This is a genomic window from Acinetobacter sp. GXMZU3951, from assembly GCF_054457875.1.
On record NZ_JBTLFO010000003.1, the window covers coordinates 225,118 to 250,902 of the forward strand.

26 protein-coding genes and 1 pseudogene are annotated in these 25,785 nt (G+C 39.3%); 15 read left to right on the top strand and 12 right to left on the bottom strand.

What is annotated here, in order from left to right:
* Positions 1–23 precede the first annotated feature (23 nt).
* From ACX17N_RS06905 to ACX17N_RS06940, 8 genes and pseudogenes are all read left to right on the top strand, one after another.
* Positions 24–311, top strand: a complete 288-nt coding sequence (locus tag ACX17N_RS06905) for a helix-turn-helix transcriptional regulator (RefSeq protein WP_458891800.1) — start codon at positions 24–26, stop codon at positions 309–311.
* Positions 312–313: 2 nt separating this feature from the next.
* Positions 314–1,009 (top strand): phage antirepressor KilAC domain-containing protein, encoded by a 696-nt coding sequence (locus ACX17N_RS06910; protein ID WP_458891801.1) that lies wholly within the window; start codon positions 314–316, stop codon positions 1,007–1,009.
* Positions 1,006–1,320 (top strand): annotated as a pseudogene (locus ACX17N_RS06915) (hypothetical protein). The gene ACX17N_RS06910 and the pseudogene ACX17N_RS06915 overlap by 4 nt, the downstream one beginning before the upstream one ends.
* Positions 1,317–1,856, top strand: a complete 540-nt coding sequence (locus tag ACX17N_RS06920; RefSeq protein ID WP_458891802.1) for a hypothetical protein — start codon at positions 1,317–1,319, stop codon at positions 1,854–1,856. Before ACX17N_RS06915 ends, ACX17N_RS06920 begins: the two are co-directional and overlap by 4 nt.
* Before the next feature lie 146 nt (positions 1,857–2,002).
* Positions 2,003–2,797, top strand: coding sequence for a helix-turn-helix domain-containing protein (locus ACX17N_RS06925; protein WP_458891803.1), 795 nt, complete (start codon positions 2,003–2,005; stop codon positions 2,795–2,797).
* Positions 2,797–4,173, top strand: coding sequence for a replicative DNA helicase (gene dnaB / locus ACX17N_RS06930; protein WP_458891804.1), 1,377 nt, complete (start codon positions 2,797–2,799; stop codon positions 4,171–4,173). Before ACX17N_RS06925 ends, dnaB begins: the two co-directional genes overlap by 1 nt.
* Positions 4,173–4,547, top strand: a complete 375-nt coding sequence (locus tag ACX17N_RS06935) for a hypothetical protein (protein ID WP_246892194.1) — start codon at positions 4,173–4,175, stop codon at positions 4,545–4,547. Before dnaB ends, ACX17N_RS06935 begins: the two co-directional genes overlap by 1 nt.
* Before the next feature lie 152 nt (positions 4,548–4,699).
* Positions 4,700–5,305 carry a sce7726 family protein gene (locus ACX17N_RS06940; RefSeq protein ID WP_246892195.1) on the top strand — a complete coding sequence of 202 codons (606 nt, stop codon included), beginning with the start codon at positions 4,700–4,702 and terminating at the stop codon, positions 5,303–5,305.
* On the opposite strand, the gene ACX17N_RS06945 is transcribed toward ACX17N_RS06940, so the two are convergent.
* The 9 genes from ACX17N_RS06945 to ACX17N_RS06985 form a co-directional block, all read right to left on the bottom strand.
* Complete coding sequence (locus ACX17N_RS06945; RefSeq protein ID WP_246892196.1) at positions 5,302–6,438, bottom strand: beta family protein; 1,137 nt, start codon at positions 6,436–6,438, stop codon at positions 5,302–5,304. The genes ACX17N_RS06940 and ACX17N_RS06945 overlap by 4 nt on opposite strands.
* An 84-nt stretch (positions 6,439–6,522) precedes the next feature.
* Positions 6,523–6,960, bottom strand: a complete 438-nt coding sequence (locus tag ACX17N_RS06950; protein ID WP_246892197.1) for a hypothetical protein — start codon at positions 6,958–6,960, stop codon at positions 6,523–6,525.
* Between the two features lie 27 nt (positions 6,961–6,987).
* Complete coding sequence (locus tag ACX17N_RS06955) at positions 6,988–7,209, bottom strand: hypothetical protein (RefSeq protein WP_148334689.1); 222 nt, start codon at positions 7,207–7,209, stop codon at positions 6,988–6,990.
* A 75-nt stretch (positions 7,210–7,284) separates the two neighbouring features.
* Positions 7,285–7,749, bottom strand: coding sequence for a hypothetical protein (locus tag ACX17N_RS06960; RefSeq protein WP_458891805.1), 465 nt, complete (start codon positions 7,747–7,749; stop codon positions 7,285–7,287).
* A gap of 114 nt (positions 7,750–7,863) precedes the next feature.
* Positions 7,864–10,389 (bottom strand): hypothetical protein, encoded by a 2,526-nt coding sequence (locus tag ACX17N_RS06965; RefSeq protein WP_458891806.1) that lies wholly within the window; start codon positions 10,387–10,389, stop codon positions 7,864–7,866.
* Entirely contained in the window at positions 10,386–12,971 is a 2,586-nt protein-coding gene (locus ACX17N_RS06970; protein ID WP_458891807.1) for a hypothetical protein, read from the bottom strand. The genes ACX17N_RS06965 and ACX17N_RS06970 overlap by 4 nt, the downstream gene beginning before the upstream one ends.
* A gap of 8 nt (positions 12,972–12,979) precedes the next feature.
* A complete protein-coding gene (locus ACX17N_RS06975; protein WP_458891808.1) occupies positions 12,980–14,971 on the bottom strand; it encodes a hypothetical protein in 1,992 nt (663 codons plus the stop codon).
* A gap of 125 nt (positions 14,972–15,096) precedes the next feature.
* The gene (locus ACX17N_RS06980; RefSeq protein ID WP_458891809.1) at positions 15,097–15,564 is read right to left on the bottom strand and encodes a hypothetical protein; all 468 of its coding nucleotides are present in this window, start codon (positions 15,562–15,564) and stop codon (positions 15,097–15,099) included.
* A gap of 3 nt (positions 15,565–15,567) precedes the next feature.
* Positions 15,568–15,870, bottom strand: a complete 303-nt coding sequence (locus ACX17N_RS06985) for a hypothetical protein (protein WP_458891810.1) — start codon at positions 15,868–15,870, stop codon at positions 15,568–15,570.
* 963 nt (positions 15,871–16,833) lie between these two features.
* Here ACX17N_RS06985 and ACX17N_RS06990 point away from each other — a divergent pair.
* A complete protein-coding gene (locus tag ACX17N_RS06990) occupies positions 16,834–17,127 on the top strand; it encodes a hypothetical protein (RefSeq protein ID WP_458891811.1) in 294 nt (97 codons plus the stop codon).
* Between the two features lie 12 nt (positions 17,128–17,139).
* On the opposite strand, the gene ACX17N_RS06995 is transcribed toward ACX17N_RS06990, so the two are convergent.
* A complete protein-coding gene (locus ACX17N_RS06995; RefSeq protein ID WP_458891812.1) occupies positions 17,140–17,907 on the bottom strand; it encodes a hypothetical protein in 768 nt (255 codons plus the stop codon).
* 230 nt (positions 17,908–18,137) lie between these two features.
* On the opposite strand from ACX17N_RS06995, the gene xseA reads away from it, so the two are divergent.
* Both xseA and xseB read left to right on the top strand, forming a co-directional pair.
* Positions 18,138–19,400 carry an exodeoxyribonuclease VII large subunit gene (xseA, locus tag ACX17N_RS07000; protein ID WP_458891813.1) on the top strand — a complete coding sequence of 421 codons (1,263 nt, stop codon included), beginning with the start codon at positions 18,138–18,140 and terminating at the stop codon, positions 19,398–19,400.
* On the top strand, positions 19,393–19,587 hold the full coding sequence (gene xseB / locus ACX17N_RS07005) for an exodeoxyribonuclease VII small subunit (protein ID WP_458891814.1): 195 nt from the start codon (positions 19,393–19,395) through the stop codon (positions 19,585–19,587). The genes xseA and xseB overlap by 8 nt, the downstream gene beginning before the upstream one ends.
* 14 nt (positions 19,588–19,601) lie before the next feature.
* Here xseB and ACX17N_RS07010 read toward each other — a convergent pair whose 3' ends face one another.
* Positions 19,602–20,963, bottom strand: a complete 1,362-nt coding sequence (locus ACX17N_RS07010; RefSeq protein ID WP_458891815.1) for a hypothetical protein — start codon at positions 20,961–20,963, stop codon at positions 19,602–19,604.
* A 222-nt stretch (positions 20,964–21,185) separates the two neighbouring features.
* On the opposite strand from ACX17N_RS07010, the gene ACX17N_RS07015 reads away from it, so the two are divergent.
* The 4 genes from ACX17N_RS07015 to ACX17N_RS07030 all read left to right on the top strand — a co-directional run bounded on the left by ACX17N_RS07015 (position 21,186) and on the right by ACX17N_RS07030 (position 24,098).
* A complete protein-coding gene (locus ACX17N_RS07015; RefSeq protein WP_458891816.1) occupies positions 21,186–21,827 on the top strand; it encodes an SOS response-associated peptidase in 642 nt (213 codons plus the stop codon).
* Positions 21,828–21,939: 112 nt separating this feature from the next.
* Positions 21,940–22,566: a LexA family protein gene (locus tag ACX17N_RS07020; protein ID WP_411371192.1), complete on the top strand. Its 627-nt coding sequence runs from the start codon at positions 21,940–21,942 to the stop codon at positions 22,564–22,566.
* A 14-nt stretch (positions 22,567–22,580) separates the two neighbouring features.
* Complete coding sequence (locus tag ACX17N_RS07025; RefSeq protein WP_458891817.1) at positions 22,581–23,876, top strand: Y-family DNA polymerase; 1,296 nt, start codon at positions 22,581–22,583, stop codon at positions 23,874–23,876.
* A 3-nt stretch (positions 23,877–23,879) separates the two neighbouring features.
* Positions 23,880–24,098: a hypothetical protein gene (locus ACX17N_RS07030; protein ID WP_458891818.1), complete on the top strand. Its 219-nt coding sequence runs from the start codon at positions 23,880–23,882 to the stop codon at positions 24,096–24,098.
* 330 nt (positions 24,099–24,428) lie between these two features.
* Here the strand turns inward: ACX17N_RS07030 and ACX17N_RS07035 are convergent, their stop codons facing one another.
* Positions 24,429–25,550 carry a hypothetical protein gene (locus ACX17N_RS07035; RefSeq protein ID WP_458891969.1) on the bottom strand — a complete coding sequence of 374 codons (1,122 nt, stop codon included), beginning with the start codon at positions 25,548–25,550 and terminating at the stop codon, positions 24,429–24,431.
* Positions 25,551–25,785 lie beyond the last annotated feature (235 nt).

Consider the following 25,785-nt stretch of genomic DNA (forward strand, 5'->3'; position numbering starts at 1 on the left):
GTACATAGTTAGAGGTTTTTTTCATGTCTACTCAACAACAAACTACGGCGCCAAAAGGCTTTTATCGCATGTCACAACTTGCAACTACGGCTGCACGTAAAGAACGCAAGTACATTGCTAAAGATGGAACAACTAGAATCATCAAAGCACGTCCTGAGCGCCAAGGCTTACTTCCAATGGGTGAAACAACTATCTGGGATAAAGTGCGCGCTGGTGAGTTCCCTACCCCAATTAAACTAACTGAGCGCATCACTGCATGGCGTATTGAGGATATTGAAGCATGGATGCAATCAAAAGGATTGGAGGCTTAATAATGAATGCTTCTATTAATGTACTTTTTCCATCGCAACAAATGCTGAGTTCAGATATCGCTAGCCTAACTAACATCCGCTTAGATTCTGTCAAAAGAACTATCGAACGTTTAGCTGAACGCCGTGTTATTGCTTTACCACCAACGGTGGAAAAGCCTACAAATGGCCGTACAAGTACTGAATATGTGTTTTCTGGTGAACAAGGAAAGCTTGATTCAATTACTGTGGTTGCGCAGCTCTGCCCGGAGTTTACCGCAGCAATTGTAAAACGCTGGTATGAGCTTGAGCAGCAGACTCCAGCATTCGATATCAGCAATCCTCAGCATCTCCTGCAGGCGATTGAAGTCCAAGCTAAACAGAATCTCCAGTTAAGTGCTGAAAACCAAGTACTCTCAAAAGCCATCGAAACAATTACACATACAGAGCACGGCGTTAAGTTTCAGCAAGCCTGCAAAATTTTGAATGTGAAGCAGCAAGAACTGGCTGAATGGCTTCGGAAACATAATTGGGATCGGTATCTAAACAATGCCAGAGCTTCAACTTATTACAGTGAAAACCGCGGGTACTGTGAAACTAAGTATTCACTCAAAGAAGGTGTAAAACCTTCCGGTCAATCATACAGCTATACACAGACCGAATTCTTCATATTGCCAAAAGGCATGCAGATCCTAGCTAAAAGGTTTGGGGAGCGGTCATGAATTTTCAAAATATTTTCTGTTTAAGGCTTCTCAAATTAAAAATGATCGGCTATATTGATCGTGTTCGGTGCAAAATCATCGAATTAGCTTTGGTCGGCTATGAATACACAAGCGCATACAGTCCGCTACGGGCTTTTTTTATGCGTAAAATCTCTATGCTTCTGCATCTCTATGGTGAAGCTGGAGAGGGACATCTTCGGATGTGCAGGTCTCTTGTGTACCTGTCGACCAACCCTTTTCAGCTTTGCCACCCTCACTTGGTCGTGACTGGTAAAGCTCCTAAACAAACACAAGGAGCGCATTCATCATGAACGCTAAAGTTAAAATTTCAGAACAATTAGTCCCTTTTTACAGTGCTAAACAACTATCTGATGCTTACGCTATAGCCATCGAAACTACAGCTCAAATTCAAACGCTCATCGGCCGTATTAGCAAAAATGTAGTTTTTCTAAAATCCAGATACAAGAATGAAGTCCATGCAAATACATTTGCTGAATTGGAAAGCTTAATCTCAATCGCTCAATATCTTTCTGATGAGTTCAGCAATACGTTTGACGTTCAAAATGAAAAACATCAAAACATAATTACTGAATGTGATGCTGGAGATTTACTTGAAATCTATAGTCTTGCTCATGAAGTACATACTTGGTTTTCATCCACAATTTATGAAATAAAAGATGAACTAAGTGCTGTAAAAAAATCTTCTACAGAACTTTGTGATGCAGTTTTCGCAAGCATAGAAAACCTTATAAATATTGCAGACTATTTATCTGACAATCATAGAAACACGTTCAAAATAGAATGTGAAAAGTACGAACTTGAGTGGGAGGTTAGCAAAAATGACTAATACTCCCCACAAGGCAGAACATTTACCTTTACTACAGGATGATAAAGTAAAGCCCTTCCCCTCCCATTATGTTGAATCAGTCAAAATGACTCCTCAGCGCCTAATGAACGCCGTAGCAAATAACAAAAATCGGCAAGGGGGATCCAGTGAGCATTGATGCAACCCGTTGGGCATGGACGGCTGAGGTTCAATCTTCAACTCAGCGCCTAGTCTTGCTCTCGCTTGCAGACCGTGCAGGCGAAGAACACACTGCATGGCCGAGCATCGAGCGCTTGGCCAAAGATACGGTTTTGGACAAAAAAACAGTGCAAAAAGTTATCCTCGAACTCATAAGCCTTGGCCTTGTCTGCGATACTGGTGATCGTACAGGACCAACAAAACGGGTACGTGTTCTTAAACTCATTGGTGTCCCTGGACGAGAGGACTATTCCAAAGATTCGTCCAAGACTGATGTAAAGACGGAAAACAAAAACAAGGTAAATACACCCAAAAACGGGAACATTAAACAACCCCAAAAACGGGATGATTCAAACGAAAGTAATACTGAAGATGAGTCTTTAAGTGATCCTTTTTTGGCAGTTCCCAACACCCAAGAACAGCAATTAATGAATCTTTCACATCAACACGACTGGGTGCCGAATCAACAACAGTTAGAGACAAAACTCAAAATTGCAGGCCATGAACGAAATCTTGAACTAATTATGGGGTTACCTAGCTTTGAATTTGAGCTGAGCCATTTCAATTCATATTTCGATGGTAAGGTTCTCTCCAACTCTCAGAAGCTTCATAAATTTACGGCGTGGATTATTGATAAATTTGAACGTTATCAGAAAGCTAATCCTGGTTATGTCGGTAGCGTTTCAACTCAAACTGAAGCATTGACTCAGCCATTTTTTGATTTGAATGATCGCAAGCCGAAAGGCTTGTTAGGGAGCACTTAATGAATACAACCAAACCAATTCATAATGTGCAAATCGAACAAGCTGTCTTGACTGCACTTATGACAGTTGCAGGATCATACGCTAAGATCGAAAGCTTACTCACAGAGCAAGATTTCTATGCCACTCGCCATAAATTGATATTTAGTGCGATTACTGACCTTGATTCTAAAAACTCTCCATACGATGCGGTGTTGGTACAGGAATGGCTTGAAGCGAGAAATAAAGCAGAAGAATACGGCGGTGAACCATATCTCATGCAAATGATGAGTGATGCACCGTCAAGCTACTATAATTTAATTTCGTATGCTGAAAAGCTGAAGGACCTGACAGCTTGTCGCCAAGTTGAAGCTGAAGCCTTCAAAATCATTCAACAAGCAAGGCAACTAACAGTAAGCCGCGGTGAACTGGTCCAAAATGCTCAAGCTGCTTTTGCTGATCTCAATACCGAATCAGCAAGCGAATCTCTATTTCATATTCATGATGCTGCTTCTAATACCTTCCATGAAATCAGTCGAAAAATGGAAGCAGCTATTGCAGGAACAACTCTAATCAACGGTATTCAGACTGGTATCTATGACCTTGATAAAAAGCTAGGTGATGTTGAACCTGGATGCCTTTTAGTCGTTGCTGCACGTCCTGCCATGGGCAAAACAACGATGATGCAAGTGATTGCCAATCATGTTGCTGTCGTTCAGAAAAAGCCTGTTTTAATCATGTCCGGGGAGATGCCAAAAGAGCAAATTGCGATGCGCCTTTGCTGCGCCGTGGCACCTGCTGACATTGGCTTATTACGCAATACCCCTCACCTATTACCACGAGAGGAATTTACAGCCTATACAAATGCAGTGGTTATGTTGAGAAGTGTGGATATGCATATCAATGATACCTCTCGTCCTTCAATTGCGAGCATCCGAGAGTCTATCCGTAAAGTTAAACATAAATACGGAACAGTGGGTGCCGTGCTTGTTGATTACCTACAGATCATGAAAACTACCAAACCTTTTGCGCGTGAAGATCTCAAGATTGCTTATTTCAGTGGTGAGTTAAAAGCCATGGCAAAAGAATTTGACTGCGTAATTGTCCTCTTATCTCAACTTAACCGTGACCTAGAAAAGCGTCCAAATAAACGTCCTATGCTCTCTGATCTACGAGAATCAGGAGCAATTGAACAGGATGCAGATCAAATTGTCTTTCTTTATCGAGACGAGATCTATCACAAAGACTCGCCATATCGCGGCATTGCTGAAGCAATTGTCGGAAAGAACCGACACGGCGAACCTGGCACTGCCTATATGCATGCTCAGCTCAAATACTGCCAGTTCTCCAATTTAGACCCAGACGCATTACATCAAATTCAACAAGGAGCATCTTTATAATGTTTGTTGATAACCTTGCAATGGAAGAAATTAAAACGAATAAAGCTGTTCAGGCTAGATTCATTAATTTAAGAACGCAGAAAAAAGTCAAAGAATTCATTGTGAAACAGCGTGGTTATAAACGCCCTGATTTCAATCGTATCATCTTAGATCTATGTAATCGCTGTGGCTGGACACATGAAAAAATTGCCTTTGTTTTACCAGTTGCAGGAGCAAGTACAGTTTCAGAATGGGCACGCGGCGGTATTCCTAATTTTGAAAATGGCGAAGCCTTGATCGAGCTTTGGAAAAATGAAACTGGAGTTGAGCGCGTACCACGTGAGGGCGAATGGCAGACTTATAAATATGAAATTGGGCAATTAAACTTATTGTAAAAGCTATATTTTTATAAAAAATTTGTGGGATAACGTTAATTTTATTTGATGTTTGATCAAAGTTAAATTTTTGAGGCCATTGTAAAAGTAAGGTCTTTTGTTAAAATCTAGTCCAATTTTGGCATGGATGCTGAAATTAAGGAGACATATATATGCTTAATTTCGACAATTCTCTTGGTCCTATTGAAATCAGAGAGCAACTAAGTTCTTGGATTAAGAATAAACTTGAGCTCAAGCAGAATGATGTCTTGATAAATGAATTAGGTTTCTATAATAAAAATCCAAACTCCTCCGTAGAATCCACGTTTCGTGCAGACTTAGTTCTTGCTAACGGTAGATTAGTAGGATTTGAAATTAAGTCTAAGGCAGATAATCTCAAGAGATGGGATCGTCAGATGCATGCTTATAGTAATGTGTTTAATGAAATCTGGTTATGTTGCCATAGCTCTCACTTGAAAAAAGCTATAGAAACCACTGCACCACATATTGGTATTCTAATGATTGATGATCTGGGATCTATTGCAATATATAAGCCTGCATCTCCTAATAAATATATCGATGCCTTTGATCTAACTAGCTTTCTATGGAAAGATGAACTTCAAAAGTTTGCAAGAAATCATAATGTAACTATTCGCTCATCTGATAACAAAAAGGCAATTAGAGAACGAATAGCCACATTAATCGATATAAGCTTAATCAACAGTTACGTTTTACAATGCTTAAAAACTAGAGATCGTGCTTATTCTATTTCTAGTTAATCCTCTTCCTCTTTTGGCTTCAAAATATTTTCATATAATCCATTGTTTAAAAGTTGGTGCAGCAATGTAATATGCTGATTGATCCTAATCTTATTCCAAACAGAGTTAGTTTTCGGCTCTTCTGTTTGTCGGCTAATTGCATCAATTCTACGATTTCCCCAACAGAACTCTGCACCATGTGACTGGAATTCAGAGCTTTCTACAATTCTATTAGCTATTCCCACAAACTTTTCCCATTCGCCACTGTTTCCATATCTGTATTGATACCATCCTAGATCGTAGGCATATCCAGCAAATGGGATTGGTAAGCTCATAACAGCAGGATCATAATCATCAGAAATATCCTTCATAGGATTTGTAGAAGCATAATCCCCATATATACATTTAATATTTGGATCAATCTTATGAATTAACTGGCAAAAATAAGCCTGCCAAATTGGATCAATATTAGATACTGTTAATTCTTCATTTTTACCTGGACGATCGTTAGGCCAAGAAGTACTTAATGTTAAAATATGCTTGATATTGTAGTTGATAGCGGCTTTAGCACATCTCATTATTGTGCCATCTGGACCAAGATTTGGTATATTTTCAATTGAGCATATATCTATTATGACCAAGACTTTATTAATAGACTCATCAGGAATAGCATTCATAAGAGAAGAAAAAATAGCTAATTTTTTATCCAAATTAGAACTATCGATAGAGTCAATTTCTAGTCTTATTCCCAAATATCCAAAATCATTTAGAATCTTCAAACCAAATTGAGTCACAGATCGTGCATCATCTAATGCACCAAAACCAACTACTGGTTTTACTCGATTATTTATATTGAATAATCTGTGAAAAAACTCATATTTAAAGCTGTAATGATTTTCAGGATTATCCAATAATGGAGCAATACCAGAAACAGCATCTAATGTATATCGAGAATTATCAACCCATAAAGCTCCACCGTCCCACTCATTTAGGAACCGCTCAATATCCTTAATTGCTTCGGAATTACTTCTTAATAATAAAAATGGAGATATTTGATCTTTTACATTCTTATCAAGCTCAGTTAAAGCTGCTAACTCAAATCGACTTGTTCTAATAGCAGGTAAATATTTAATATCATTCAACAAGTTATTCATTTTTTCTCCATCCGATCTATATTTAGCCACTGTGTCGGATTCACAGTATTTTTAAAAATATTAAAAATTTTTTATTTATTTTATTTAATTATTATTTACTTTAAATTTCATTGGCTGAAAGTCATCAATATGGACTTTCTTAGCTTTCAATAAATCTTCTCGTTTGCCATCCACGACCAGAACGGCGCGCTTAACCTGAACTGTCCAGGTGCGATCTGCTCCGCACATTGTTTCAGATTCAAGAAAAACATTTCCAAATGCTTTACCTTGAAGGTTTTGTATATCGCCGTAGGTTATTACATTCTCAGAAGTCCCCTGCACTCTGCCGGATTTATCTTTTGCCACCAGGTCTAAATACAGTTTGTCATAGGTTCCAAGAAAATCATGGATCGTCACATCCACTACGGCGGAACAGATCCCAGAGTTCACATAGCTGGTCTTGGAATGCTGAAGTGTAATTGGGGTAGCCAAAGCCACTGAGCTTATAAGACTCATTAGAGAGAACGCTATTATCTTCTTCATGATGTGAAATTCCTTTTTCTACTAAAATTATGTATGCGGTGTTATCAGAGGCTGTATTTCAAGTGATTCAAGCAATCCACTGTTTCTTTCCCAGGCATCAACAGCTTTGATTCCGTAACGACTACTTGAACGTCCATGAGCCTTAATCACTGGCTCAGGGAAGTTCTTTTTATTACGCCAGCTGATCAGTGTTCCTTTAGTAATTCCATAACGTTTTAATAGCTCAGGTGTTGAGATATATAAGTTCATCAATTATTCCTCAAAGTGTAGTCATACTAATCAAGCTATTCAGCAATAACTGCAACTTTGAATTGTATTTCACATTCATTCTTCACATGTTCTTAGTGGGAATGTATAGCTGTAAAGTTCCATAAAATCACTATTAATCACTTTAAAAGAAAAATGAGTGCCATTTACCCTATAAACTTGAGAAGTGCCAATAGCTGAGGAACAAGCGTAATTTCTAATTAATTGACTAAACTTTTCCAAGTCTATTTTTTCCGATAAATCCTTTTTAGTTTCAATATCTCTTAGAGCATAAGTCTGAGAAATTAAAGGTCTGCTTAACACCATGGTTAATAGCTCTGTATCAGCATCAACCTTTCTAGGTAACGTCGAAACTACTTCATTGGTGATTTGACGAGTAAGATCGTTAAAGCTATCAATATCAATAATTTCATATTTCTCATTGATTATCTTGGCATTGATTAACGAGCGATCAAATCCTGTCTCTGCTAAAGCTACTGTTGAATACCCTAAAAGTAATATGGGTAAAACCCTACCAATCATATTCCCCCCCCTTAATTGTCTCATCACATCATTTGATGTTGAATTTTGGCTATTTATAAATATCAATACAACATAGTAATCTAAAAATTAAAAAAGGAGCCAAAGCTCCTAATTTTATTCTGATAAATCCCACCAGTAGCTATTGCCCAGGTTCTCTAATCGCTGTTGGGTGCGAGGTAAGTAGTCTGGATCAATCATATTCTGTAGCTTTGAATAGAGCATACGGTCCACAACGAGCTTGCTGTACCAAAGGTTTTGCAAAGGAATATTGCCTTTCAAAGTATTGGCCACCTCCATCATTCGCGTAGATTCCTTGCCTTCAATAAAGTTATTCCCCATACCGGTAAGCAGCATGCCTAGTTTCATACTCTGCCCTAACAATGGACCACTGATAAAATCAGAAGCACTACGACCCGTTGGATCTGAAAGAGCTGACATAAGATCACCCAAGAATGAAAGGCCACCGCCCTTAAGAATCGATTTACCAAAAAAGTCGATAGTGAAAACAGGTTCAGGATTCTTACCATTGGCCAAGTTCTGGGTCTGAACGATCAATGCACCTGCTAAAGTTTGATAAGCCAGTAGCGAAGCTAGGAACGTCACCCGGCTCTTAATATCTCCCTGGGCAAAGGCACGATGACCAATACGGAACATATAAGCCAATGGGAAGCCTTTGAACTGAAATAAGGTTCGGCCTAATTCCCCTTGGATGGTACCAGCTTCGCCCAAGTTAATGATGCTACGTTCACGGACACCTGCTTCAATAATAGCTACAGATTCCTCATTGAAGATATGAGTCTGATACTTCATTGCAGCCTTATAGCGGAAGTCAGCCAGTGCATTAGCATTGTCCTGTTTGTCCAGTGGCAAGAACTGCTTAATCACATCATCTGGTGCATTAAAGAAGTCATTCTGCGAAAGTACCGCCGTCCCATCTTCACGTTTACTTGGCTCCAGCTGCTGCCATAACTGCCAGTCACGTTCGGTAATACCGTTCCCCTGCAGAATCTTAAGATCATCTGCACCAAGATCCTTCCAATCCATTTTACGGGTCATTTCAGCCAGCTTATTCATATGCACCAGATTAAGCGCTCGTTTAGCACTGGCTGTCACGGCGTTTAATCCTGACACTTTCATAGTCATTGCAGCAAAGGCCTGCATACGCGCATTAAAGCGGCCTGATTTAGTGGCACTACTCACCACATCAGCATCTCCAAAGCGAGACATACCGCCTACCATCTCAGTGATACCAAGCCCAAAACGTAGGGCTTCATCACGTGTGGCACCCTGTTTCAGTTGCTTCATATATTCAGGGAGGATGGATTTGGTATAAGACAGACCCAGCATATTAGCGACCTTCTTCATACTGGCATGGTCGCCAAAGGTCGTCAGCGTGGTACTACCTAATTTAGATGCAACCATTAAGGCACGTAGGCCACCCATAACGTTACCTAAAGTTGAATCAATCGCCCGGGTATTGGCATCCAGAGTGTTATACATGGACATGGCCCGATGAGCCTGCTTATCAATTTCGCCATGTTTCAACCCATTCTGTGGATCGGCTTTCAGTTTGATCTTGGCCTCATCCAATAATGACTCAAATGTATTGCGAGGATTGGACCCAAGGTTCTGCATCATGGCCACTTCTGTACTCATGCGGTGAGTATGGTTTTTCAGGATCTCATGGAAGCCCGCCTCGTTATAGGTCCCGTACTTCTTCTGATATGCCAGCCATGCATCGCCATCTTTAAAGTGTAATGCTCGGGCTTCCTGGTGCCGATTCGCCATTTTTGAGCGACCACCTACAGGTGATGCACTTGCCTTTGCTTGTTTGGCCAATACTTGTAAATCCTTATTGGCACCATTTGTAGCAACAGTTTTATAGACTTCCTCAAGCATGGAGTTGATCTCTACATCATCCATCAACTCACCGGTGTCTTTAATATACTGGTTCCGATCCAAGCCTGATAAAGTATCCTTTATCCATTCAGCCTGATCAGTTAAAGCAACCTTCTTCTGATCATGCGAAGTCATAAAACCGTAGTTATCCAGCTTCTTAATATTGCCCCCCGCTCGGTTGAACGCCAAACGCATTTCTTCCAAAGTGGTACTTACTTCCTTCGCCATTGCGTTAATTTCAGGATTATCTGACTTACCACCAAACATAACTCTTATGATGTCATCGGTCATTTCCTTGTTTACAGACATTCCGAATCGCTCTTGTGATTTTGTAAACACATCGGCAAGTAAGGACATCCAGCGGCTATGCAGAGACTGGGCTTGCTTCTCGATAGATTGAATGCCGCTCTGATCAGAGAAATAAGCAATCTTACGCATTAAAGCTTGAACAGGATTCAATTTAGAATGATTGAAAATTTCATTCTGCAATTGGGCTTTGATTACTGCATCTCGCGCAATGTTTTGATTGTTTTTGGCAATTTGAATTGCAAGATCAGATGCCGTTTTCTGTGCAATCGCTTCCGCTCTTTCCGCAGGACTTTTAAATATCCAATCAGGATCAATTCTGGCTAAAGTGTTTTGTGCACGAATATAAAGTGATGAAATGCGATTGCTATCTGCTGCGCTTAATTTGCGTTTGCCTAGTGCTTTTGCTACTTGTTCTCGACATTCAGCTCTCATGCTGCTTCACTCCCAAATTTTAATGCGCAGCTTGCTAATGCTTTCACTGCTTGAATTTCGTCTTTTGCTATTTCTTCTTGCTCTTTGACATAGTCCAGTAAATCACTTGAGGACATCGTGACAGTCTCTTCATTGCCATTTTCATCTATCCGAGTAAAAGTCACTTCCATCTCAGGATTGGCTTCCATGGCAGTAATTGCTTCACGACCATCGGGAGTATCTGTAAACGACCCATACTCACCTTTACTGGATTTTGTCAGATCTGGAGCACCATTAACTTTTGATGTACTTGGTTTCCAAAATTCTCGTTCCAGTGCTTGAGCTGCTTTATTCTGCACGGCGCTGAGTTCAGGCTTATCTGCTCGGGCATGATTAGGTTTTGCAAATAGGTCTTCTCCATTACGCATAGCTTTAACAGACGCAATAGTTCCATCCTGATTCACTTGACGCTGGAATGTTGTATTCGATGTTTTGTGATGTAATTCTTGAAACACAGTACCATCGTCAGCAATATTTTCTCGCTTCAGATAATTCGGTGACCGGGTAGAAACCCAATTGTCTTGCCCCTCTGTAAAGGGTTGTTGATGAGGGTTTTTATTATCTACAGCATTAATTGGAATATCACCACCGGCTTGGATATTTTGATCGATCTCAGGCTGTAATTCATTTGGGAATTGATCAACATCCTGCTCCAAGGTATCTAGTGTTCTGATTGCACTGTTGCTTGGACCAGTTAAATCTACCTGCTGCTCAACATATGGCGTGCGATTTAAACTACCATCATATGGCTGATAATGTGCTGTAGCCTTTAAGTAATCTAAATCTTCCTTGGTTAACGGCGAAGACAACGAGTCAAATTCTTCTTTTAGCGATTTGACGTCACTTTCATCAGCGCTAAGAACAAATGGCATTGCTTCAACTTCAGCATCAGATTGAGATCGATAGCTGGGTGGCCTAGAAATGTCTGATTCAAACTCTGGAAACTCTGAATCACTCCCCCGTATTGCAGATGACCCTAAAGAGTTAGATCCAGTTCCTACCCCCTCATACTGCTTGGCTATTTCATTCCACTTTTTCTCATATTTAGCTTTAACCTGACCAATGGTCATGCCGTTAAACTGGTGTGATGCAGTTATACCTTCTGCAATTTGACGAGCTGTTTTCTTCTTGGAGTCCTTACTCCAGCGTGTTGCTACATCAACAAAAAGTTCATCGTCTTTGGCCTTCATAAAAACAGGACCACCGCCCTCACCAAAGAAATGCATATAGTAGAGTTCTAGACCACTCGGATCTCGGTTGAACTGGCGTTGAAAGACCTGAGCATTGTGCTCGTAGTAATTCAATCCTGCTTTAATCTGATCGTTGCCATCAAACTTATTTTTACCTCCCATACGCGCAAACGTGTCATCCAAAGTTTGGAAAAGTCCTGTAGCAGATGAAAGCACTTCACCTTTGGCATTCTTCGGCTGTATTGATGTACTGAACGATCCGCCAGTTTCAAGATGTGATATGACCAAAGCATCCAGAGGATTAATACCGCGTTTAGAAGCTTCTTGAGCGATTGTTTTAGCCCATGGCTTTTTATCAAATATTGGTAAAGACAAATTATCCGTATTAACAGACTTTTGATGTTCTTCAGTCTTCACAGTGGCTGGCTTAACAATCGATTTAGGTGTGCCTGTAACTGGCAGCTTTAAACTAACCAATTCATCATTCAATGCACTTTCTAGCGCGCTATCCAGAGCATCAAAATGTGAGTTAGCATCTTTTGGGGTACTCGGTGTAAATGGATTCATCCCTTCTGCATGTTCAACATTCGCTTGGATATGTGCAGCATCATTCATCCCATCAACAGTACTATGCTCTTTGACTTGATCAGGTCGTAACTTCCCCTTATTCGCCCAAAGGTTTAGTAACAAAGCCATACCGCCGTTTGCTGCCAAAGTGGATGGACTTAAGGCATTTTCTTTCAGCGATTCCCCATATTGAGCAACTGCCTTGTTTTGATGATCATCAATATATTTCCCTTCCAGATAATCACCTGCCGATCCTGCACCAGTGGCAATAGCGGTAGTAGCGACCGCATCTGCCAATGCTGACTTTGCAACGCCGTGAGTCGGAACTGCAAAACCTATCGCATCGGTTACCCCTTTTATAGCACCTGCCGCTTTAGCAGTCTGAACATCGGCGCCTTTGTTGATTAAGTCTGCCTTTTCAGCCTCATAAGTTTGGAATCCAAAGAGTCCTGAATTTAAAGCTAAACCAGGTACACCACCTGCTCCCAATGTTGCTACGGCGTTCCAACCTATACGGGTAAAGTCCTTGGTCAAACCATATGTGAACTCACCTGCACTCCCCAAATCATCAGGCTTAAAAATCTCAAGGTTTTGGGCTCTTAACGAAGCTGCTTTCTTATCCCCACGAATTAAAGCATCTGGTGCTGTGGCAGCCTCAATTGTGCCCATTGCTACGCCGGAGAGTGTTCCTAATGCACCATCAGCTATAGCACCACGTTGACTTCTAGGCTTAAATCTTGGGTCATCCTGATTTAATGTGAGTTCATCATCTGCTAAAAAATCCATAGATCACCTCATCGAACCGTAAAAGTTAATCGTGTTTTGCGTTGTTTGTCGTTCACATCCATGACGTACTTTGTCCCATTCTTAAAATAGTACTTGTACGGATTATTTGGATCCTGCTCTAAAGGTAAATCTAGAAAGAAGTCTTTGTCAGAACCACCGTAGGTACGAGAGTTTCTAGAGTTAAATGCTTGAAGCTGATCATCAAATGATTTTTCACCGACTGTATGTGGTCGCAGTACAACTGATTTGCTTCCGAAGAATCCCCCTGACGTATATTTCCCCCCTGTCACATTGAGGATTGCCTTATTGAACAAATCAGTATCAATGGTTTTATTGGCAATACTTCCCTTCGTATCTGAGACTTGACCAGACTTTTGCAACAAGTACGCATAATTGGCTTTGACTGACTCTAAATAAATCTCAAAATCAGGTTTTCCTGGGGTCGTAACGCCGTACAGATAATTAGCTGTTTGAAGCCTTAAGGCATTGTCATCTACTTTAACGAGATGCTTATCCAGTAGATCTTGCCCTGTGACAATTTGCCCTGCGATGTCATTTAGCCCTCTACGACCTAAGGATGCCGATAAGCGATAAGCACCACTATCTCCCGCAACGCTTTTGATCATGTCTCGCGCTGCATTGGCATTGCCTGCACTGGCATTGAACAAATTTGTGAGTAGAGACAATTTGTCACCCGGTTTAGCTTTATCCCAATAAGCTTTTAATTCTGATTGCTGTTGAGTCGTCAAAGGATTCAATGAGCCATTTACACCAGTACCAGAGTTATTCGTTTGTAGCATTTTGATATTTTGAGTCAGGCCGCTAATTGCTTGCTGATCCCCAGCAAGGATTGCATTTGTAGGAATGGCGGTAAGGTCTTGCCCTGTCTTAATTGAATACGCCAAAGCCGAATTATTCTTCTCATAATTCAACATATTCTCATGCGCACTGGTTAATAGCTTCAGATTCCAACTCGCATCTTGAGGATTATCTTGCGCCGTATTTTGGGCTGTAGAACGCTTCTTCGATAAATAGGCTTCACGTTGATCTGGGCCCAAGCGCATAAACTTTTGAACTTCCACCAAGGAATTACTGTATTGATAGAATTCAGGCTCATAGCTTGTGCCTTTGATTTTAGACAAACGTTCCTGCAGGACTGATTCGCTCGGAATGAAACCCGTTTCTATATCAGATCGCATCGCGCCGATTGCATCCTTGGCATCAGACTCAATTTTGCGTTGTTGTTGCTCCACCGCGCTTTGATTCTTGTCTATTTGGGTGGCAATCCGATTCCCCCAATAAACAGCTTGTTCCTGCGTCAGATTAGGATACTGCTTGATAATAGCTTCTGGATCGACCATCTGCTCAAGCTTAGAATTATCTGACTTATTCCCTAAGTAGAAGGTTGTGACATCATTAGAAGCACGTTGATTCTTGTACTCATTGAATTCACTCTGAACATGTGCAGCTGGTAAGCCTTTTGATTGGGCATATAGTGTTAGACCGTTAAACACATCCTTTTCTGTCGCATTACGATCTTTCAGATAATTACTGGTCATGCTCTTCATTTCAACCAGACCTTGTTGCTGGTCTGCTTTCTGAGCTATGGGTAAATACTTAGAAGCACTTTGATATGAATGCTGTTCAAAATAGTTATTAAAGCTTTGTTCGAATTGCTTTGGCACAACAGTTTTATACTGCCCCTTGATTGCTTCAAGACCTTCTTGTCTTTGCTTAACAGCAGCATCATAGGTAAGTTCGTTACTCTGCATTTTGATGAGCAGATCATTATCCAGCACACTAATGTCTGCACCAATCTTAGAAGACTGTAATGCAAATTCTGCCTTGTCTTTTTTGTCCTGCTCCTCTTTTAGCTTGTCATCCCGAGCTTGAATTGCTCCACCAATCGCATTTCCAATTGAAGAGAGACCAGTCATTGGCGTATGTTGTTGTAAAGTCGGCTGTGAGATAGTCCGACCCTGTGAACGAGGAATAATCATTCTTGTTGTCCTATAAATCTATTGAATAGATTTAATGTAAGACATACCAAATACTCAAAAAATGGGTGTGTATGCCCATAAAAAAAGAGTGATTAAGTCACTCTTTTTTTTATGCAATCACCCTTCTAAAAAATATGGGCAATACTTTTAACACCAGACTTCTTCCCCTTGTTGATAGATTGCAAAACGGGTTTTATAAATTGAATTTTCTTAAAAATTTGACGCATTTCAAAATCAAATGTGTTCCTATTTAGTAGCCGCTTAAACTCATGATTTGGATCTAGATAATACGCCGTGACAATTAATACATTTGGCGTAGAATTTAAACTTTTGATGATTGAAAACAAATGTTGGAAATAGAATGCCTTATTATTTTTGTCTGCTAAATATGTAAGTCGATGAATTAGCTCTTCCAAATTGTCTGCAATTTTTATCAAGTCTGATTGGTATTCTGACTGATATAGTTGATTCGGCTCCTTTGTATTTATTGCCCTACGGAAATCATCGATTAGATATTCTATTCCATTACACAACTGAATAGAGCGCTCCATGTCATCACAATCTACAGGTTGATAGGCTGGTGCAGTCGTCATTAATTAAACCCTCCAATAATTCACTCTCGGAATCTCCGAATCTTGTTTACCTGTTAAAGACTTCCACAATTCAATAAATGACTCACCCGCCTCAAAATTGGGTCTACCACCAAGAGTCCATTCACTCACCGTACTTGCACCTGATATAGGTAAAAGATAAGCAATTTTTTCATGAGTCAATTCATGATGATCTCTTAGCTCATCTATCATTTCTTTATAATTTGGTCCGCCGTAATGAATAGTGGTTTTTATATGAATGAGTCTTTGTGAAATTTCAAAATTATTAAGTTCGACAAAAGTTCCCATGCCTACTCCCAATTAAGTTTCAGCTTATTAAGGCGTAACGTAAGTAATTAAAAAATGGGTATATAGAATGCAATTTTCACCTTAGAAGTTTGGTAAACGCGTCGTAGTTGTTCAAATCAAGTAGCATCGATACAGCTATCATTTCCCAACAAAACGCGCGCGCGCGCGAGGGAGACTGTAAAACACTATTATTTCCACTATATCCAGCCATCAAAATTCATGTCTTGGCTGAAGTCTTCTACTCTATTTTCCCATCAAGGATTTCACTTGCACGGCGATTGCAGCTAAGGCTTATCAAATTAAAGTTGCCACATACTTATTAATCGTCCTGAATGCTCCTACAAGCTCGCTATTTTTTTTCATATACATTGATTCATTTATTCCGCTAAAGTCGCTCTGAGATTAAATGAGTTGAAATTAAGGTTATATTTCATTGTGCTTAATTCTTATTTTTTGAAATGGAGGATATAATCTTATTGTATATCCCCCTCCTACACAGCTTCACACCAGTCTATTCATCAAAAACCATCTTCAAATTTCTTTAAGAGAGATGATCGGTTCAATGGTCGGTTCATTGATAGATTCTGCATCCCGTTTTTGGGATCGTTCAAAATCCCGTTTTTGGGTACATTCAAAACCCCAGAATTGGGAATATTCCCGTTTGTGGAATCATTCCAATTTTGGGTACATTAGAATTCAATCTGAAAATTAACTCAGATGGGGATCAGAAGATCATATGCAGTAAAAAAAAAGCTCAAGTGCAGCAACAGAAAATCTTACATTCATAAGAATAGACTTTTTGATCATGTAACATCCACGTACCCCCTCATGTAACAGTACATAAAAATGCATCACTTTGATGTTGTAACATTACAAAACTCGCTTAAAATTAACAAAGTTAATCCTTTTTATATTTGTGATTGTTTTTTTGATTGATCCCCTCTAAAAAGTCGGTGAGAAATTATGTTTAAACAAAAATATATCATTACTGTAGAAAGCGAATCTCCACCTAGAATATGTCTTGGGGATACTATATACGGCGCTAAAGTCGTCTCGCTTGAAGTAGAACAATATCCGGATCTAGTTGATCTGGCATGGCTTACTAAACGCTTTCCTATGTCCAGACAAACTCTAGCAGCCAAACTTGAAATTCTTAATTTAGGTAGCCCGCGCAAGAAACTCTATGACCCCAATGTTGTTATCCCTTTTCTAAAAATGGATATGAAAAAGAAAACAGGACGACCAAGGAAGAATTAATTTCTGAATAAGTTAAAACTTTGAATACATGATATTTAATGTGTTGTAAGCAATTGAAAATCCTTTTAGCGGAATAATTTCCTCATAATCATCTGACCACTCATAAAAACGTGTGTATGCAGTATGCCCCTTTTTCATTTGTTCAATGATATTCAAAGTTGGCTGCCCTTTAAAAAAGGTCTTGGATTTTAAAGCTGGTAATTTGTCTATACGTATATATTGATATGCTCTGAGATCTAATTTTTTTGTTTCCTTACTAACAGAAAATATCCAGCCTGTTTTAGATGATCGGATAAATGCCATTTCATATTTACCCAAAATACAGACTTTTTCATCTGTAATACGATCTTTTGTACAATTGATATACCAGTGATCATTATCTGAAGCTGACTCATCATTTGCATCTTCCAGTAATGCAAACTTCTGATTCAAAAATTTAAAGAACCTAATGTTATTAGGGAAATATTTCTGTTCAACATATTCGTTAGATTCAGGTAAATACCAAATATCAGAGTCTATATAAATTTTATCAAGATTATTAATACCAAGATCTTTATAATCTTGAGGATTGATTAGAATTGGTTTTTTTTTAGAAGCTTCAGTCGAGTCAGTTATATCAATATCAGCTGCTTCTACAAACGAACCCTGAGCTAGTGTTTCTGTCAATTGACTAATTCTATCTGTAGAAGACTCATGACTTAACTCCACCAAATCAGCCTTAGCCAACTGATAGGATAAAGTCACTATGAATAGAAGCAAGAACTGATAAATACCTTTCATGATGAACCAATATTTTCGTACAAAAAAAGGTCTGTTCTAGGGTTAGAAACAGACCAAACTCTGGAACTACCAGCGCGAGAAATAAGTTGCAATTTTGCCAAAATATTAAAAAGCCATCAAGTTAAAATTCATTAAATATCAATACATAGCCAACAATAAATAAATTCTCAATTTGCACTTCTAATCCTGCTTTTATAATATCCAACCATACATTCTAAAACCTAAATCTAATGTCAGAACCTCAGTTATCCCTCAGCCAATACCTCTCTGCCGTTCAGGAAGTAATTCAGATTACTTTTAACGAGCCCGTATGGGTAAAAGCTGAGATTCGAAACTTAAGTATCAAAGGTGGACATTACTATTTAGAGCTTGCTGAAAAAGACGAACATACGGATAAGGTAATCGCCAGCTGTAGAGCAACCATTTGGAAGTTCTCTGCGGCTAAAATTGTTCTTAAGTTTGAGCGTGAAAGCAAAGTTGAGCTTTCTAAGGATCTCAACGTACTAATAAAGGTTAAAGCTCGCTTTGATCCTCAGTACGGATTTTCAGTCAATGTCGAAGATATTGATTCAAGTTACACATTAGGTGACATTGCACGGCGCTATCAGCAAATTCTTGAAAAGTTAACTACTGAAAGATTGGTCAATAAGAACAAGGGGCTTCCAACGCCCTTCGACATTCAAAATGTCCTGGTCATTGCCCCTGAGAATGCTGCAGGTCTAGGAGACTTCCGAAAGGATGCCGATGTGCTAGATCGCGCTGGTGTGTGTCACTTTGTCTATCACTCAGCAACATTCCAAGGTAATACAGCCCCTACAAGTATCATTGAGTCTTTAAGTACAGGTTTAAGGCAATGGGCAACTGATTTCGATTCCCCTCCTGATCTGATCGTTATTATCCGTGGTGGTGGTGCGGTCAATGATCTAGCCTATTTAAATGACTATGATTTGGCTGCCCTACTCTGTAAACGTTCAGTACCGATCTGGGTAGGTATTGGCCACGAAAAAGACCGTACAATTTTAGATGAAGTGGCTAACCGCTCTTTTGACACCCCGAGTAAAGTGATTGGCGGGATTCGAAATCTGATCCAGGAGCGAGTTCAGAATGTGCTTGAATCTCTACAGAAGATAAAGCTGCTCTCTCAACATCAAATCACGGCGTATCAAGGTCAGAATGATCAATACATCAAAGTAATTAAGATGCTTGCTCAAAACCAAATCAATGAAGCAAACAGAACGCTCGAGTTAATGAAGAGTGATACCCAATACTTTGCTCAATCTCAATTGAAGCTTGCCTCTACTCAAATTGAAGGCTTACTCCGCGAGACTCTTTTACAAAACCCTAGAAATGTAATGGCCAAAGGCTATGGGATTGTCCGTAGTGAAGGTAAGGCTATTCGTTCTATCCAACAAATATCAGATGAAGCCATTCAAGTAGAACTACAGGATGGTCTAATCGAAGCCAATGTGAGACAGGTGATTCAAAATGACTAAGAAAGAATTAACGTTCAAAGATGGATACGAAATCCTTAAGAAGAATGCTGAACTGCTTGAATCTCAGGAGCAGCCTGATATCGATAATTTAATGAAAATTGTTGAAGAGTCGATGAATGCTTACAAAGCCTGCAAGTCACGTATAGATGCTGTGCAACAGGCTTTGAATGAGACATTTGAGCAATAATTCTACAACTCGCTTTACTTCATCACACAGTTACTGTCTTTGCCATTTGGCGTTCCATTACTAACTCCGCAAAACAATACATTAAGTGCAGCAGCACTTCTTAAATATCCAGAATGAGCAATACCTGGATTCTTTAAACCAGAATAAAAACTCACTAGATTTGGCGCAAAATTCAAACGGACATCCACAGCATCAAAACCAAGCTCGTTCGAAAGATTTTTACGAATTGGATCAGACTTTGAATATGTTAGATTACATTTAATTGCATCATTTTCTCTCATGTAACACATTTGTTCAAAATAAGGCACGAGCTCATATGTTAATAAATCATTGATTTCAGAATATGCTACAAATTTAAGATTTTTCCCTTGAATCTTATACTTGGAGCGATTCGCTCCCATTCGACCAAGGCCAACTAAAGGTAATTGATTTGCAAGCATATGTAATTCGATAGTATTGTTGCTTGTACCAGCTTCAATTTGTTCTGAAAGTTCTTTAGATAGGTCTGTAGTTAGAGTATCAAATGCTAAACGACTTCCTAAACTATGAGACATTAACAATAATGGGGATTTAGAAGTAGGCTTTACAGAACACAATTCATTTGCTCTATGCTGTTTTACTTCTTTATTTGCCTTAGCGATATCAAATGAATTTGTTATCGCTACGCAAATTGCTCCTTGAACGCCTTCACGCAATGCAACTCCTACAGACCCCATATATAGTGAAGCATCAGAAAAACCATAAGTCACTATTGCATTTTTTAATTTAGCATTATATTTCGCTCTAAGTTTATCTAAATTATCGTTACCACTAAATGCTGTATTAGGAGGTAATTCATCATCATACCCCATTTGCCTCGACTCAAATCTATCCCACATCGCATTATCCCATAGGAATCGGTATACCGTTATTGTTTTTCCTTGATCTAATTTAATTAAAACTTTATCTAGACAGCCTAGCTTTCCTGATTTCGGTGAAAGTTTTGGGTCATCAGTTGAAAAATGCATTTCATTTGAGCTGTAAATTTCTAATCCATGCTTATTTTCTGGTGAAGCAGCGTCTAGTTTCGAACTTGGGCATCCTTCATTAACACTGGCCCTATTTGATTTTGGATATTTATGGAGGATAGCATTGATTAAATCTTCTCCAAATTCTTTCTCATCTGATGAGTCTTGAGTCCACCCCATTCCATGAATTAAAACAATATTTGTGTTAACGGCATTATTAGTTAATGCTTTCAATCCAATAACAGTCCCATCTTGCTCTGTTTCTATCGATGGATTAGTTAATGTTTCTACTGATCGTATTCTCAACACTTCATCTGAGGTTGAACATCCGCATAATAAAGTGCATAGTAATATATGTATTATTTTCATTACTTAACCTCTATTTAAAATCTTAATTTAAAAAATATCATCATTCTCCAAAATCAAGATTTACGTTTTTTTGTTATTAGAATTACTTTATAAATCATTCATATTCTTGAAGATCACTACTAAAGTACACCTTCCTCTTATAATTATAACCGTTAAATTAAATTTAAAAATCACTTAAAACAAGGATATACTTCACAACAACTAATTAATTTAAAATAATAAATGTGCTCAAATTACCTATTTCCAAGTAAAAGAAATTTGACACTCTTAGGTGTCGATTCAAGCCAGTCCGATCTTGAGCTTAAGGATCATGTGTTCCCTTCCTATCATGCTCCAATCATCTTAAATGGTTCTGATCACTTAGAGCTTGATATTGCAAAGTTTGGATTACTACCGAGCTGGGCGAAAGAATTGAAGTTCAGCAGTCATACTTATAACGCCAGAACTGAGTCTGTAGCAGATAAGCCTAGCTTTCGACATGCTTGGAAGTACAGCAAGTTCTGCCTAGTCCCAGTACAAGAATTTTATGAGCCGAAATACATCAATGGCAAGCCACACTGGTACACCATCAAGCGTAAAGATGATCAGCCTTTCACGGTTGCAGGGATCTATGATGATGCAGTGATTAATGGCAATAAGGTACGTTCCTTTTCAATGTTGACCATCAATTCGGACCATCACCCTTTTATGAAACAATTCCATGCACCGAAGGATGAGAAGCGATCCATCATCGTTATTCCAGAACAGTACAGAAAAGACTGGCTAACAGCCGATCATGAACATGCGCATGAATATTTCTTTCAAATGCCCGATGAATTCGTCACATTTCCACGCGATGAGCAGAAACAAAACGTCTTATTCTGACGCATCCTTGTTTATCCACAACTTTTTAAATTTGAATTTTAAACGCTGTTAGTAATATCCTATTTAAACAAATTCTACTTCCAAACACGCCACCGTAGCGTAGGAGTATCACATGTCTAAGAAGTTGCCTATCTACTTCTCTGACGACGCATGGTCATCTTTACAAGAGCTCATGGGTCCAGAGGGTAAGCCAAGCCCTACCATCAACACCGTGCTTGAACAAATCGCTGTTCAAAATGAACTGGTTGCGCAGTTAGGGCTTACTGCAGTCCTACCCAAATCCAAAGTCTCTATTCCTGTCTCTTTAGAGCGTATTCCTGCAGGTCCAGCCTTCAGCACCAAGGATGAGCAAGACAAAGCGCTCGATCTGAATGAGTTCCTGATCCACAACCCTATTTCTACGTTCATTGCTTATGTAGACAGTGAATCCATGCTTGATGCTGGCCTAGAGATTAATGATCCAATCATTATTGATCGCAGTATTGAAGCCAAGCATTACGATATCGTGGTTGCCCTGATTGATAACAATGCCTCGACAATTAAGCGGCTGATGATCACCAATAAGATGTCCAAGTCTGAAATTAAAGAGATATTTGGCGATGAGGATTATCCGCTTCCAGAACTTTGGTTGAAGGCTGAAAATCCTAATTATAATCACATCATTCCTGATGACAGTCAGACCATCTCAATCTGGGGTGTGGTGACTTTTAATTTAAAGCGTATTTATCACCGCTCATAAAAAGAAGAATAACCATGCAAAGTGAAAATGAAATATTCGCGTTAGTCGACGTGAATAATTGCTACGTCTCGTGTGAGCGTGTGTTTAATCCCGCCTTGAATGATCGCCCTACTATTGTGCTCAGTAACAATGACGGCTGTGCCGTGGCCAGAAGTCAGGAAGCGAAAGATCTCGGCATCAAGATGGGTGTTCCTGTATTCCAAATTAAAGAGCTAATCAAACAACATAACATTCAGGTGCTATCCAGTAATTTCTCCTTATATGGCGAAATGTCTAAGCGCTTTATGGAGCTGCTTGGGGACTATGTTGCACCAGGAGACCAAGAGGTCTATTCCATTGATGAATGCTTTCTGAAGCTCACAGCTTATGAGCATCTGTTTGACCTGACTGAATATGCGCAGGATATGAGGGCTAAAGCTTGGCGTTGGTTAGGACTACCCTGCTGCATTGGAATCGGTCGCTCTAAAACTGAAGCCAAGATTGCCAATCATCTCGCCAAGAAGAATAAGTTCTTCAATGGGGTGTGTAATTTGGTCCATATGGACCCATGCTCTACAGAAACGCTACTCGCACAAGTAGATGTATCCGAAGTTTGGGGCGTTGGCAGACAGAACTGTAAGAAGCTCAATGCCATGGGTGTTCAATCCGTTCTAGATTTGATCAATGCCAATCCTAAAGAAATCAAAAAACAGTTTAGCATCGTGATGGAAAAGACGGTGCTTGAGCTACAGGGCATCTCTTGTATTGACCTGAGTGATGATGCCGTAGCGAAGAAACAAATCATCAGCAGTCGTTCATATGGCAACCCGGTCTACGAAATGGATGACATCAAAGCTTCAGTCCGGCTTTATGTGGCCAGAGCCGTGAAGCGTATGCGGGAAGATGGCTCAATCTGCAAGATGATCGGTGTTTATATCCAAACCAGTCGCTTTGATAAGACTGAGCGCTACTCACCTTACATCGTGGTTCAGATGCATGAGCATACTGATGATTTATTGCTTATCACCAAGGCTGCGATGAAGGGTATCGATCAGATATTTAAAAAGGGTTTTAAGTATAAAAAGGCGGGAATCGTGCTGCTCGAAATTACAGATAAATCCAAGTTTGTGCCCGATCTATTTACGGACTATTCACATAAGCAAGAGCGAGAAAGGCTTTCAGATGCCATTGAAGCCATCAGTGAGCGGTTTGGGAAGAATCTTGTCACGTTGGGGATAGCCAACAATCGAGAAGCCTCATGGCACATGAATCAAAACCTTAGATCACCATCGTATTTAACAAAATGGTCTGACTTACCAAGAGTAGGATAAAACATGCACTTATTTAAACTAACTGACGAACAAATTACTCAACTCCTAATCCCGAAACGATTTGTACCACCTACTCCACCTGAATTTGAAGGCAAGAATATGGTTTATGTTTTTGATAGCGAAGATAAGTTTGAACTGACTTATGATGAGTTGGTGGAGATTATTAGTAAAGCAAGGATGGCTGGTCCGAAGTTGATACCAGTCTTAGGCACTGTGAATTAAATTGTGCAGTGTCCGTACGTTACTTGAAACATTACTTGATTGGAAGCGAATTTGGGCTGAGAAAAATTCAGCTCAAATTTAACCTGACGGGCACACTTAAAAATGGGTAACTCTCAGATCGGATACAAGCTAGTACACATGAGACTAAGATCATATATCCCGATTTTCCTTACCTAAAACTTTAAAATGCACAAATAGAATTTTTCAGTAAATATGGTTCCGAATAATCCTTGGAAAATACAAATGCTTCTCATGATCGATAAATAGCATTTACGGATTAGAATCCATGTTCATAAGGTACATCTAGAAATAGCTGCCCAATCATACTCCTTAATCTTTAATTCTAGCTCCACCCTGTTTATTCAAATAAATCTTCTGAGCATTTCGACAAGCTAATTCAAACTCTTTCATGTTTTGAGCCTTTTTAGCCGTGAACCGTACATAGTGGAGATTTTGAGGGAAATACATTTGATTTAGTTTCTTATGATTTGGATCCCTACTATTTAATTTTGATCTGGTCTTGGCCTGTAACTTTCCAATTTGGTGCCGGGTACCATGGAAATTACCATGTGCACTTAATCGATATGTAGCTTCTTTTAATCGATCTGCCTTACCTGTAGAGATTAAATCAATCTTCTTATCTAACTCCCTTTCAGCCGACTGCATAAAATCTTTTGATAGATACCAGGTGTAGCGGACTTTCTTCTGAGAATGACGCTGGAAAAACTCCAAGTGCTTTTTACGAACTCCACGTAATACCCTAGTCAGTTCTTTTAATCGATCGTTATAACTCACATTAGTATTAAACTTAATCCCAAACCGATTTAATAAAAACTGACTTACAGAGGTTTGATTCCAGCGAGTATGTTTATTTTCAAGGAAGGCAAAATCAAAATTTCTATTAATACCTGCAAGACGTTTTAATTCAAAATTGTCGAACGGTTTAAAAATTCGGTAAATTGAATTCTTATTACTATCAATTGTCTTTGTTCGGATTGTCTTGGTATTAAATATCACTCCAAATTGCTCCGGGTGATAATAAGTCTTAGCAAATTGAGGTTTAAGATCGCTGAACTCTATGTACTGTCCAAGTACATAATCTCCATAGCGAAGCAGCTTCTCTTTTTTGACAGTCAAAATACTGTTGAGCTTTTGCTTTTGCACCATGCTGGAATTCTTAGCGAGTATTTCTTTTAGCGTCAGCTTACTTCTTCGTGCCTCCCTGTAGCCTGTGGTAAACAACCAGAATTGGAATACATCATTCTTGGCCGGGTCATAATTGATAACTAAACTCCAGACTGGTTCCCCATAGTCTGATTTTCGCTTGCGTAAAGATTCATCCAGATTGAGACCATACTCCAGAATCAACTTTGGAATGACCGTATGGAACTTTGAAAAGCTCACAGAATCAGAGAACCAAAACTTTGCACTGCCGTTAGAAATGCACTGCATGAGGCTTAAAAGGCAGTCTGTTTTCGTTGTAGTGTAGTAGATCATTATTCATTCAAAAGTGTCTTTTTATGCGGAAAGCATAAAAGTTTATCTTTGATTCAAAAAGCATAAAAAACGCCATATTCATGAAGGTGGCTTTTTTTTATGCACTAATGGTCTTTCTATAAATAAGAGTTCCTGTGTATAACTAAAATACAGGTACACCAGCAATAGCCAAGGATCAGAGATCTACATC